General features: G+C 33.8%; 11 protein-coding genes and 1 pseudogene. 9 read left to right on the top strand and 3 right to left on the bottom strand.

Annotation, left to right across the window (positions count from 1 at the left end):
- Complete coding sequence (locus tag RRF69_RS10760) at positions 1-1,200, bottom strand: class I SAM-dependent RNA methyltransferase (RefSeq protein ID WP_316939781.1); 1,200 nt, start codon at positions 1,198-1,200, stop codon at positions 1-3.
- A gap of 110 nt (positions 1,201-1,310) precedes the next feature.
- Between RRF69_RS10760 and RRF69_RS10755 the strand changes: the two genes are divergently transcribed.
- Positions 1,311-2,036, top strand: a complete 726-nt coding sequence (locus RRF69_RS10755) for a class I SAM-dependent methyltransferase (RefSeq protein WP_316939780.1) — start codon at positions 1,311-1,313, stop codon at positions 2,034-2,036.
- Positions 2,037-2,714, top strand: coding sequence for a ZIP family metal transporter (locus tag RRF69_RS10750; protein WP_316939779.1), 678 nt, complete (start codon positions 2,037-2,039; stop codon positions 2,712-2,714).
- Between the two features lie 23 nt (positions 2,715-2,737).
- Here RRF69_RS10750 and RRF69_RS10745 read toward each other — a convergent pair whose 3' ends face one another.
- Positions 2,738-4,921 carry an ATP-dependent DNA helicase RecQ gene (locus RRF69_RS10745; RefSeq protein ID WP_316939778.1) on the bottom strand — a complete coding sequence of 728 codons (2,184 nt, stop codon included), beginning with the start codon at positions 4,919-4,921 and terminating at the stop codon, positions 2,738-2,740.
- A 145-nt stretch (positions 4,922-5,066) separates the two neighbouring features.
- Here RRF69_RS10745 and RRF69_RS10740 point away from each other — a divergent pair, with 145 nt between their 5' ends.
- The 4 genes from RRF69_RS10740 (at position 5,067) to lptB (ending at position 8,020) form a co-directional block, all read left to right on the top strand.
- Positions 5,067-6,038, top strand: coding sequence for a KpsF/GutQ family sugar-phosphate isomerase (locus RRF69_RS10740; protein WP_316939777.1), 972 nt, complete (start codon positions 5,067-5,069; stop codon positions 6,036-6,038).
- Positions 6,038-6,850 carry a twin-arginine translocase subunit TatC gene (tatC, locus tag RRF69_RS10735; protein ID WP_316939776.1) on the top strand — a complete coding sequence of 271 codons (813 nt, stop codon included), beginning with the start codon at positions 6,038-6,040 and terminating at the stop codon, positions 6,848-6,850. The genes RRF69_RS10740 and tatC overlap by 1 nt, the downstream gene beginning before the upstream one ends.
- Positions 6,840-7,187, top strand: a complete 348-nt coding sequence (locus RRF69_RS10730) for a carboxymuconolactone decarboxylase family protein (protein WP_316939775.1) — start codon at positions 6,840-6,842, stop codon at positions 7,185-7,187. The genes tatC and RRF69_RS10730 overlap by 11 nt, the downstream gene beginning before the upstream one ends.
- Before the next feature lie 95 nt (positions 7,188-7,282).
- Positions 7,283-8,020 carry an LPS export ABC transporter ATP-binding protein gene (lptB, locus tag RRF69_RS10725; protein ID WP_316939774.1) on the top strand — a complete coding sequence of 246 codons (738 nt, stop codon included), beginning with the start codon at positions 7,283-7,285 and terminating at the stop codon, positions 8,018-8,020.
- 7 nt (positions 8,021-8,027) lie between these two features.
- On the opposite strand, the pseudogene RRF69_RS10720 reads toward lptB, so the two are convergent.
- Positions 8,028-8,782, bottom strand: a pseudogene (locus tag RRF69_RS10720) (CDP-alcohol phosphatidyltransferase family protein).
- Between the two features lie 106 nt (positions 8,783-8,888).
- Between RRF69_RS10720 and RRF69_RS10715 the strand changes: the two are divergent.
- The 3 genes from RRF69_RS10715 to RRF69_RS10705 all read left to right on the top strand — a co-directional run bounded on the left by RRF69_RS10715 (position 8,889) and on the right by RRF69_RS10705 (position 12,200).
- Positions 8,889-9,857: a YheT family hydrolase gene (locus tag RRF69_RS10715; protein WP_316939773.1), complete on the top strand. Its 969-nt coding sequence runs from the start codon at positions 8,889-8,891 to the stop codon at positions 9,855-9,857.
- 76 nt (positions 9,858-9,933) lie between these two features.
- Positions 9,934-11,004: a PorV/PorQ family protein gene (locus RRF69_RS10710; RefSeq protein WP_316939772.1), complete on the top strand. Its 1,071-nt coding sequence runs from the start codon at positions 9,934-9,936 to the stop codon at positions 11,002-11,004.
- 5 nt (positions 11,005-11,009) lie between these two features.
- Positions 11,010-12,200: a DUF4105 domain-containing protein gene (locus tag RRF69_RS10705; protein WP_316939771.1), complete on the top strand. Its 1,191-nt coding sequence runs from the start codon at positions 11,010-11,012 to the stop codon at positions 12,198-12,200.
- Positions 12,201-12,231 lie beyond the last annotated feature (31 nt).

Genomic DNA, 12,231 nt, shown 5'->3' with positions numbered 1-12,231 from the left:
TCAGTCTTCCGTTTCACTAGTATTATCTGAAGGATAATCTTGTTGATATTTCTTAAATTTACGAGAACCTTCATACAATTCGTATTTTACATACCGACAATCTAAATCCCCGTTCTTAAGTGGGATTCTCTTTGAAGTTCTCAAACCTACATTCTTTAAGGCTTGAATATCTGAGGTAATCAATAAGGCAGAACAACCCGGATAATGGTGCTTCAAGGTATCCCCTATTTTCCCATAAAATTCGTTGGTATCTAAACTTAAACGCTCTCCATAAGGAGGGTTGAAAATCATCGTTGTATTTCCAAAAACTTCTTTTTTAGAATTGAAAAAATTCACATGGTGCACCCCAACAAACTCCTCTAAATTTGCTGCTTTGATATTCGCTTCTGCTTTTTGAATGGCAGAAGGAGCTTTGTCAAAACCCATAATTTTAAAATGAGAACTGGTAATTTTTTTGAGCAAGGCATCTTGAATGATAAAATACAACTCTTCGTCATAATCTTTCCAAGTTTCAAACCCAAAACGTTTTCGGTTGATGTTTGCAGGAATATTATTTGCAATCATGGCAGCTTCAATTAAAATCGTCCCTGAACCACACATCGGATCAATAAAGTTTTCATCACCTCGGTAGCCCGATAACAAAACCATTCCAGCAGCCAAAACTTCGTTGATAGGTGCAATATTCGTTGCGGTTCTATACCCTCGCTTGTGCAATGAATCTCCAGAAGAATCAAGTGAAATAGTCAAGTAATCGTTTTTGATATGAATGTGAATTTTCAAATCAGGATAGTCAACATCTACATTAGGTCTTTTACCAAATTTATCTCGAAAATAATCGGCAATGGCATCTTTAGATTTTAATGCGATGTAATGCGAATGATTGGGTAAATTCACAGAATTGGATACAGCACCAATCGCAAAAGTGCCATCAATGTCTAAATATTGTTCCCATTTTACTTTTTTTACAGCGTCATATAAATCTTCTTCATCATAGATTTTTGTAACCTTAATCGGTTTTAAAATACGAATAGCCGTTCTTAAAGCAATATTTGCTTTGTATAAAAAACCCGTATCTCCTTTAAAAGAGACACTTCTGACTGCTTCTGTTACGTCTTTTGCACCTAGGTTCGTCAACTCATTTGCCAAAACACCCTCTAAGCCAAACATGGTGGTAGCCACCATTTTAAAATCTTTTTCCATATTGTAAAATTCTTTGCAAAAATACATTTTATAAAAATGATATTTCAAAGTTTCCAAATATCATTTTGCAAGCCATTAGTTTTAGTTACTTTTACAGACTTTTAAAACTTATGAAAACAAAAGATTGGTTTACAGAATGGTTCAATACCCCCTACTATCATATCCTGTATAAAAATAGGAATAATTCTGATGCTCAATTATTTATGCAAAATATTACACGCTTTTTGGGACTTCCAAAAGGTGCACATGTTGCCGATTTACCCTGTGGTAAGGGGCGTCATTCCATCTTTTTAAATTCCCTAGGCTATAATGTCACTGGAGGTGATTTGTCTGAAAAAAGTATTTCTCATGCAAAACAGTTCGAAAATGAAACTTTACGTTTTGAAGTTTGGGATATGAGAGACCCTATTGATCATCAATACGATGCGATTTTTAACCTTTTTACAAGTTTTGGATATTTTGAAGATGACCAAGAAGATCTAAAAGTTTTGAACAGTATCAAAAAAGGGTTAAAAAAAGACGGCTTTTTTGTGTTTGATTTTCTAAATGCAACAAAACTTGAGGCGACCTTGGTCAAAGAGGAAACAAAAATAGTAGATGACATTACCTTTTATATTCAACGTGAAATTAAAGAGGGGTTTATTATTAAAAATATCTCTTTTACAACTAATGGTGCTGATCATTCCTACACTGAACGTGTTAAATTTTTAGATCTTCCAAAAATGACTTCTTTCTTCAATAAAGTTGGTTTTCAATTGGTTGAAATTTTTGGTGATTATAATTTGTCTACTTTTGAAAAAAATACGTCTGATCGTTTAATTTTAGTTGCCAAATAAATGAGTTATATTCTACTGATATTTGCCGTAATCCTGGGTACTGCATTGGTTTTTGTATTGAAACCGAGTAAGAAATTTATACAATTATTACTAGCCTTTAGTGGTGCCTATTTACTTTCTGTCACTATACTGCATTTGCTTCCAGAGGTTTATGTTGATGGAAATGACTATAAATGGATTGGGATTTACATTCTAATCGGAATTATTGTTCAATCGATTTTGGAATCATTTTCGAAAGGTGCTGAACACGGGCATGTACATATTCATACACATGACAAACGTTTTCCTACTTTATTATTTGTCAGTTTGTGTATTCATGCTTTTTCTGAAGGATTGCCAATTCACAATGCTGGAGACAACTTGCTGTGGGCCATTATTGTCCACAAACTACCAATTGCGATTGTATTGACCACTTTTTTAATACAAACAAAGTACTCAAAAAAAATAACCTTTACGTTTTTGCTTTTCTTTGGATTAATGAGTCCATTGGGAATTTTAGTGGGAGACAAAATTATTTTTTTTACAACCTATGCGTCTGAGATTACTGCTTTGATTATTGGAGTATTCTTACATATCTCTACAATCATTTTGTTTGAAAGTTCAGAAAATCACAAGTTTAATGTTCAAAAATTTACCGCAATTATTTTGGGTATTGTATTAACGATTTTCACCATGTAACCTCATTATCATAACAATCAGACCTAGTTCCCTACTTCATTGATAAATTTGATACGCATCAATCGCAGTTCATCAAAATCATATTCACCATCAAATTCGTCAATAGCATCTTGGATATTATCGGATTCTGCCTCCATAAAATATTCGTAGATTTCTTCTTGTTGCTCTTCGTCTAACAAATCATCCAATGCGTAATTGACATCCAACTTCGTTCCAGAAAAAATAATAGCTTCCATTTCTTTGATCAGTTCATCTATTTTCAGTCCTTTGGATTTGGCAATATCTTCCAATGGTAGTTTACGATCTGTATTTTGAATGATATAAAGTTTCAAACCCGAGTTGACACCTGTACTTTTTACAATTAAATCATCGGGACGTAAAATGTCGTATTCTTCTACGTAGCTCTTAATTAGTATTACAAAATCTTTTCCAAATTTACGTGCTTTTCCTTCACCAACTCCATGAACTTTAGACAGTTCGTCTAGATCCATAGGATATTTTAAAGCCATGTCATCTATAGATGGATCTTGAAAAACTGCAAAAGGGGGAACACCTAGTTTATTGGCAACTTTTTTCCGCAAATCTTTTAAAAGCTTCACCAGTTTTACATCTGCAACACCACCCACGGACTTTGTATTTACAATGATCGAATTATCGTCCCCTTCAGTATACGAATGGTCTTCGGTCATTAAAAAAGAAGTCGGCTCTTTCATGAAGTTTTCACCATTCGCTGTCAATTTTAAAACACCGTATTGTTCAATTTCCTTTCTAATATAATTAACGACCAATATTTGACGTATTAATGCCATCCAGTACGAAGATGTTCTGTCCTTACCAATCCCAAAAAAGGGTTGTAGATGAGTTTTGTGAGAGGTTAGTAAGGCATTTTCTTTACCCATAATAGTGTTTACAATGTCTTTCGATTTGTATTGCTGAAGGGTTTCTTGAATTACGGTAAGTAACTTAATAACATTTTCTTTGGCTTCGTGTTTTTTCTTTGGATTTTTAGAATTGTCATCCATATCTGCTCCATCACCGTTAATTTCGTCAAATTCTTCTCCAAAATAATGGAGTAAATATTTTCTTCTATTCATTGAAGTCTCGGCATATCCTACCACTTCTTGCAACAATGCATGTCCAATTTCCTGTTCTGCAACAGGTTTACTTGCCATAAACTTTTCTAATTTTTCAATGTCTTTATAGGCGTAGAATGCCAAACAATACCCTTCACCATCATCTCGACCGGCTCTACCTGTTTCTTGATAGTAACTTTCTAAACTTTTTGGAATATCGTGGTGTATTACATATCGTACATCGGGCTTATCGATTCCCATACCAAATGCAATGGTAGCTACAACCACATCGCAGTCTTCCATTAAAAACATGTCTTGATGCTTTACACGTGTTTTCGCATCTAAACCAGCATGATAGGGTACTGCTTTGATTCCATTGACTTGTAATATTTGTGCAACTTCTTCTACCTTTTTTCTACTGAGACAATAAATGATGCCTGATTTTCCAACGCGCTGCTTTACAAACCGAATAATGTCTTTTTCTACTTCTTTGGTTTTAGGTCGTACTTCATAAAAAAGATTGGGCCTGTTGAAAGAAGCTTTGAACCTATTTGCGTCTGAAATCCCTAAGGTTTTCAAAATATCTTCTTGCACTTTTTCGGTTGCAGTAGCCGTCAACCCAATAATTGGGACATCATCAATGGCTTTAATGATGTGTTTTAAATTTCGATATTCGGGCCTGAAGTCGTGTCCCCATTCAGAAATACAGTGTGCTTCATCGATGGCAACAAAGGAAATTTTTTGGGTTTTTAAAAAATTTACGTACTCTTCTTTAATCAAAGATTCTGGTGCAACATATAACAATTTGGTGATACCGCTTTCGATATCGGCCTTTACCTGATTGACTTCTGTCTTATTCAAAGAGGAATTTAAAACATGTGCAATGCCTTTGTGCTCTGAAATTCCTCGAATGGCATCTACTTGATTTTTCATCAAAGCAATCAAAGGAGAGACTACAATAGCAGTTCCTTCTGACATGAGTGCTGGAAGTTGATAGCAAAGCGATTTTCCACCCCCTGTTGGCATTATTACAAAAGTATTATCCCCTTTTATAATACTTGCGATTACTTGTTCTTGTAATCCTTTAAACTTATCAAACCCAAAAAACTTCTTCAGAGGACTATGTAGATCCATTAATTTATGTATTTGTTACCCTATTTAATAAACTTTTGCAGAAAGCAAATACAATTGTTTCCATTCTGTAAATTATTTGTGGTAATTTTGCTTTTAATAATTGAAAGATATAACTTTTTTTTATTCTGATAAAATCATTTAAAGTTTGAAAGATAACAATTCAATAATTAATACAGCTAAAGAAACTATTTTAATTGAAAGTAATGCTATTGCAAATCTCACTAATTTATTAGATGAGAATTTCACAAATGCGATCAACTTTATTTTAAAATCGAAAGGCAGAGTCATTGTAACTGGAATTGGTAAGAGTGCCAATATTGCGAATAAAATAGTAGCAACTTTAAACTCAACTGGAACTCCTGCAATTTTTATGCATGCGGCAGATGCCATACATGGAGACTTGGGAAATGTTCAAAAAGACGATGTGGTCATTTGTATTTCTAAGAGTGGAAACACCCCAGAAATTAAAGTATTGGTTCCTTTGATCAAAAACTACGGTAATAAAATTGTTGCGATTACTGGAAATATGGATTCTTTTTTAGGAAAAAATGCAGATTTCCCTTTGAATACTTTTGTAGAAAAGGAAGCCTGCCCTAATAATTTAGCCCCAACAACCAGTACAACGGCTCAATTGGTCATGGGAGACGCCATTGCAGTGTGTTTGTTAAAACTCAATAATTTTAGTAGTAAAGACTTTGCTAAATACCACCCTGGGGGAGCTTTAGGGAAACGATTGTATCTGAGAGTTTCAGACTTGATTAAAAATAATCAAACTCCGATAGTCTTTGAAAATGATTCAATTAGCAAAGTGCTGATTGAAATTTCTGAAAAGAGATTAGGTGTTACTGCTGTCTTAAATTCAGCAAATGCCATCGTTGGAATTATTACTGATGGTGATATTCGAAGAATGTTGAATAAGAGCACAAACATTGATCTTTTTACTGCAAAAGACATTATGGGAATCCAACCAAAAACAATTCTGGAAGATGCCATGGCTGTTGAAGCTTTAGAAAGATTAGAAAACAACAATATCACTCAAATTCTAGTAACAGACAAGTCAAATAATTATATTGGAGTTGTACATTTACACGATTTAATAAAAGAAGGAATTTTCTAATGACCAAACAAAAAGAAATGTCGTTTTTGGAGCATTTAGAAGAACTTAGGTGGCATCTAGTTCGAAGTGCTGCTGCAATTTTCATCTTTGCAATTGTGTTTTTTATTTTTGCAGAAGAAGTCTATGATAATTTCTTACTTGCTCATATTCAACCCGATTTCATTACCTATCAACTTTTTTGTGACTTTTTTACTTTTTTTGGAGCAGAAAGTGATTTTTGCGATATCGGTTTTTCCGAAAAAAAGTTAATCAGTATTCTTGTGACCTCTCAATTGATGAACTCAATATGGTCTTCCTTTATCCTAGGAATCATTGTTGCATTCCCCTATATTTTATGGGAATTTTGGCGATTTATTACCCCAGGACTCCACAAGGATGAAGTTAAAAAATCGAAAAGATTTATTTTTATAGCCTCAGCGCTATTCTTTATTGGAGTTGCATTTAGTTTTTATATAATTGCACCTATTTCAATTAACTTTTTATACAATTACCAAATTTCTTCCTCCATAGAAAATAGTTTTACATTAGAGTCTCATATTGGACTCGTGACCAATATGCTCTTAGGAGTTTCCATTTTATTCGAACTTCCAGTAATTATTTATTTTTTAGCTAAAATGGGACTAATTACTCCAGAATTTTTAAAAAAATACAGAAAACACGCACTTGTAGTCGTACTTATTCTAGCGGCAATCATTACCCCTCCAGATGTAGCCAGCCAAGTAATTGTAGCCATTCCTATTTTAATTTTATACGAAATCAGCATTAAAGTTGCTGCGATTGTAATCAAAAGACAAGAAAAAAATGCCAAATAAAGTTCAAGAATTCAATGCCTATCGTCAAAAAATGAACGACGCCATTTTAAAAGACGACAACAAAGTTATTAAACGAATATTTAATCTAGATACTAATACATTCAAAGAAGGACATTTACCTACCAAAACAAAAGAGCTATTGGGCTTGGTTGCTTCTGCGGTTTTACGTTGTGATGATTGTGTACAATACCATTTAGAATCTGCCATGAAAAGCGGTGTCACCAAAGAAGAAATGATGGAGACCATGTCGATTGCTACTCTAGTTGGAGGAACCATTGTCATTCCGCATTTAAGACGTGCTGTTGAGTATTGGGAACTCCTAGAAGAAAACGCATAGGTTAATTGCACTAATTTTTTGAGTCTATTAAGATTTTTAGAAACAAGAATTCTTACATTTACCCCATTGAACATTTACCCAATTACAGATAGCAAATGATTTTAAAAGCCAATAATATTCAGAAAATTTACGGAAGTAGAAAAGTGGTGCGGGACATCTCTTTGGAAGTAGAGCAGGGCGAAATTATTGGACTTCTGGGACCTAATGGCGCTGGTAAAACCACCTGTTTCTATATGATTGTAGGAATGGTAAAACCCAATTTTGGTCAGATTTTTTTAAATGATGAAGAAATCACCAACGATGCCATGTATCAAAGAGCTCAAAAAGGAATTGGATATTTGGCACAAGAAGCTTCTGTTTTCAGAAAACTCTCTGTAGAAGACAATATCATGTCGGTCCTACAATTTACAAAACTCTCTAAAAAAGAGCAGAAAATAAAATTAGAATCACTAATAGAAGAATTTAATATTGGCCATGTTCGTAAAAACCGTGGCGATCTATTGTCTGGAGGTGAAAGACGAAGAACAGAAATTGCACGTTGTTTGGCTTCCGATCCGAAATTTATTTTATTAGATGAACCCTTTGCTGGTGTAGATCCAATTGCTGTCGAGGATATTCAAAGTATTGTTGCTCAACTTAAAAATAAAAATATTGGTATATTAATAACTGACCATGATGTTCAAGCCACCTTGGCCATTACAGACAGAACTTATTTAATGTACAATGGAAGTATTTTAAAAGAGGGAACCCCTGAAGAACTTGCTGCAGATGAAATGGTCCGAAAAGTCTATCTTGGTAAGGATTTTGAACTCAAGAAAAAGAAATTTATCTAATTTTTCCTTACAGTACATCTTTTTTACTGAAATTTCTTCCAACAGAAAGCAGTAAATACAAAATAATAATCAAAGGGATTGCAAGAATTTCTGCACTGATGATCAATAGTATCGATGCAATCAAAAACAAGTATTTCACCTTATTATTTTGAACACGATACTCTTTAAACTTTAACGAAAACAGAGGCAATTCAGCATTCATCAAAAAGGTTAAAAGAAGAGTAACACCTATGAGAAAATAATTATTAGCAATTAGGTTTTGAACAAATACATAGTCAGTTTGCTCTTGAATCAGTGGTAGTGAGATGACAAATAAGCTCATCGCTGGGGTTGGTAGCCCTATAAATGAATCGGACTGTCTGGTATCAATATTAAACTTTGCCAATCGGTAACAAGCTCCTAGCGTTAGTAGCAAGCCAACAAATTTCAAATAGCCAGTGTCCATAGAGATCAATCCCCATAGATGCTCATCATCTATGCTTTTTTCAATATTTGAAAATACAGAGACTTCTAGTAAATTAAACATGATAATTATGGTACAACTCCGCTGGTTACCATATCCGCCAAAGAATCCAATTCTTTTCCTAAATTTCCAGAAACGTTTAGTAATCGAGCTACAAATCCATCAAAAAAATCAAATACGATTCCCATTACCACTAAAAATGTAGCACCTTGATAATTTTCTTGTACAGCAAGAATGGTCGCAATTGTGCCACATAAAAGGTTACCTAATGTTAGTAAATTGGGAATGTGTTTTTTCATCGAAATATTCATCAGATTAGATGGCTAAAATAGGAAATCTATTTTGGAGGTTTTCAAATTTGTTAAAAATTTGTCATATTTGTATCTAATTGCTATTAAAAAAAAGATGCCTTTACTAAAATCAACCTTCTTTCCTACCCTACCGTTTCGAAATTCGCATTTCAATACTGTTTATCGAGCGCTATTTATGAAAGAGCAGGTTTCTTACAATCGAAAACGGATTCTTACATGGGATGATGACTTTATCGATCTGGATTTCTCTTTGGTAGGATCAAAAACTTTGGTCGTCTTGATTCATGGCCTAGAAGGGAGTTCACAATCAAAATATATTATAGCAGCCTCTAATGAAATGAATGCAGAAGGATTCGATACGGTTGCATTCAATTTGAGAGGTTGTTCTGGCGAAGATAATTGGTTAGTACAAACCTATCATTCAGGGAAAACAGAGGATGTACACTTTGTAATCAATCATCTGGCTGATACCTATTCCTATGATGAGATTGTGATTGTAGGCTATAGTTTGGGAGGTAATTTGACTTTAAAATATATGGGCGAATATGCAAAAACACAATCTTCAAAAATTAAATGTGCTATTGCTGTTTCTGTTCCGATAGATTTGGCTTCATCAGGAAAAGAGATGGGTACCTTCAAAAATAAAATTTATGTGGATGAATTCTTGAAAACGCTACGAGCAAAAGTATTGCTAAAAGCCAAGAATTTTCCAGAGTTCAATCTTGACAAAGAAAAACTTCTTAAAGCAAAGGTCTTCAGAGATTTTGATGTCCTTTATACCGCTCCTGTATTTGGGTTTTCAGGACCCGAAGATTACTGGGAAAAAGCAAGCTCAAAGCCCTACCTCGCAAGTATAGAAAAACCTACGATTTTAATCACTTCTCAAGATGATCCTTTTCTGCCAGCAGAATGTTATCCAATTAAAGAAGCAACCGCATCAAAGAATTTTTATTTAGAAATCACCAAATATGGCGGGCATGTAGGATTTATATCATCTTTTTTACCTCAAGAGAACAGATGGTTGGAAAATAGAATGCTCAATTTTATCAAACAGAATTTATAGTACATACAATATCTGTGTGAAAGAACTGTTATTTCAAATATATAATTCGATATTTGTTGTTTATAAATTAAGCCTTTTGAAACCAAAAATTCTTTTTCTTTTCATCTTTTTTCCACTGTTTCTGAATGCACAAGCATTTCGAAATTACTCGAACGAATTTTTGAATATTGGCGTCGATGCAGCTGCCTTAGGAATGAGTAAATCGGTCGTAGCGACCACCAATGATGTAAATTCAATTTATTGGAATCCAGCAGGTTTGGTTGGAATCAAAGATTATCAAGGTGCTCTGATGCATGCCTCCTATTTTGCTGGAATTGCTAATTATAATTACGCTGCTTTTGCAATGCCTATTGACAAAGAAAGTGCCATTGCTTTTGCAATTATTCGTTTTGGTGTTGATGACATTTTAAATACCACGGAATTAATAGACAATCAGGGAAACATCGACTTCAATAGAATTAGTTTATTTTCTGCGGCAGATTATGCTTTTAATATGGCCTATGCAAGAAATCTCATTTTTAAAGATCTAAAAATTGGTGTCAATGCAAAAGTTGTACGACGAATTATTGGGGACTTTGCTTCTTCTTGGGGGTTTGGATTCGATGCTGGAATTCAATTTGAGAGAAAAGATTGGAAAATGGGATTGATGGTAAGAGATGTGACTACTACTTTTAATAGCTGGAGCATAAATCAAGAAGGGTTTGATAAGATCAAAAATGCGATTCCAGGGCAAAATCAAGAATTACCCGAAACAACGGAAGTTACCAAGCCTAAAATTCAATTGGGAATTGCCAAGAACTTTCAAATTGGAAGATATTTTCACCTGCTTTCAGAAGTAGATGCTAATGTGCGTTTTTTAAAAACGAATGATGTTTTTGCTTCAGATTTTATAAGTATTGATCCTGCGGTTGGTTTTCAGCTAGATTTTGACAAGTTGGTCTATCTGAGGGCTGGTGTGGGTAATTTTCAATTCATCGCAGAATCAGACAATAACAAATCTCTTTCTTTACAACCCAATTTTGGTGCAGGATTTCAATACAACGGAATTCAAATTGACTATGCCTTAACCAATATTGGAAGCATAGGAAACGCTTTGTATTCAAATGTGTTTTCCATAACCTTTGATTATCGATTTTTTAGACCTTAATTATTATGAAAAAAAATGCACTTCTTTTACTTCTATTCATCTCTTTGTTTACGAATTCCCAAACACCAGTTCAACTCTCTGTATATTCCGAAGTGAGCATTGTAACAGCAGATTCGGGAAGCGAACTTTTTGAAGCATTTGGACATTCTGCCATTCGGATTAAAGATCCTGTTTTGCAATTAGACATCATCTATAATTATGGAATGTTTGATTTTAATGCACCCAACTTTTACACCAACTTTGTAAAAGGGAAACTACTTTACAATTTAGGAAGACAGCGCTTTGAAAGTTTTTTAAATAGTTATAACTATCAGAAAAGATGGGTAAAACAACAAGTTTTAAACCTCAATCAACAAGAAAAACAATCTTTTTTTATTTACTTAGAAAACAACGCTACACCAAATAATAGACAATATTTATACGATCCCTACTACAATAATTGTGCAACTAAATTAAGAGATCTAAGCACAATTCTGTTAGGAAATAAATTACATTTCCCTCCTTTGAAATCAATCTCTAAAGATGAGAGTTTACGAAGCTTAATGGAAAAAGAAATTCCCTGGAATACTTGGGGAAATTTTGGAATTAATCTGGCATTGGGAAATCAGCTAGACAACATCATTCCAGAGGAAGACTATATGTATTTACCCGATTATGTTTTCAAGAAATTTAAAGTAGCTACAATTACCGTCGATGGAAAGGTTGAAGATTTTGTTAAAAGAGAAGAGATGCTTTTAACGCATCCCAATCAGAAATACAAACCACAAGTTATCAGCCCTTTCCTAATTTTTACACTCTTTTCTTTATTAGGAATTTGGATCACTTACAACGATTACAAAAAGAAAAAAAGAACAAAATGGATCGACTTCCTTAGCTTCTTTTTTACAGGCACTATTGGAGTAGTACTTGTTTTTCTTTGGTTTTTCACAAACCATTCTACAACTCCAAATAACTTTAATGTTTTATGGGCATTTGCTCCCAACCTTTGTATTGCCTTCCTCCTCTTAAAAGAAAAACCGATGAAATGGTTGCAAGTATATGTAACTATAGTTGCTTTCTTACTCATTGTTTTTCTTATTTTTTGGATTGCAAAAATCCAGTCTTTTCCTTTAGCAGTACTCCCATTAATCGTCTTTCTATTTGTGAGATATCGATTCTTACAAAAGCACATTGAATCTGCAATTTTTAAGTCTTAAAAAATGGGGTTGAAATTTTATTTATTGATTT

The sequence above is a fragment of the Polaribacter sp. HL-MS24 genome, assembly GCF_032758595.1.
Lineage (GTDB): Bacteria > Bacteroidota > Bacteroidia > Flavobacteriales > Flavobacteriaceae > Polaribacter.
The sequence above is the reverse complement of the archived record's forward strand: the minus strand, read 5'-3'. Positions and strand labels throughout refer to the sequence as shown.

Coding starts and splice junctions, on each gene's coding strand:
- RRF69_RS10750 (WP_316939779.1), top strand. CDS start 2,037: ATGAGTTATATTCTACTGATATTTGCCGTAATCCTGGGTACTGCATTG.
- tatC (WP_316939776.1), top strand. CDS start 6,038: ATGACCAAACAAAAAGAAATGTCGTTTTTGGAGCATTTAGAAGAACTT.
- lptB (WP_316939774.1), top strand. CDS start 7,283: ATGATTTTAAAAGCCAATAATATTCAGAAAATTTACGGAAGTAGAAAA.
- RRF69_RS10730 (WP_316939775.1), top strand. CDS start 6,840: ATGCCAAATAAAGTTCAAGAATTCAATGCCTATCGTCAAAAAATGAAC.
- RRF69_RS10705 (WP_316939771.1), top strand. CDS start 11,010: ATGAAAAAAAATGCACTTCTTTTACTTCTATTCATCTCTTTGTTTACG.
- RRF69_RS10755 (WP_316939780.1), top strand. CDS start 1,311: ATGAAAACAAAAGATTGGTTTACAGAATGGTTCAATACCCCCTACTAT.
- RRF69_RS10745 (WP_316939778.1), bottom strand. CDS start 4,921: ATGGATCTACATAGTCCTCTGAAGAAGTTTTTTGGGTTTGATAAGTTT.
- RRF69_RS10760 (WP_316939781.1), bottom strand. CDS start 1,200: ATGGAAAAAGATTTTAAAATGGTGGCTACCACCATGTTTGGCTTAGAG.
- RRF69_RS10715 (WP_316939773.1), top strand. CDS start 8,889: ATGCCTTTACTAAAATCAACCTTCTTTCCTACCCTACCGTTTCGAAAT.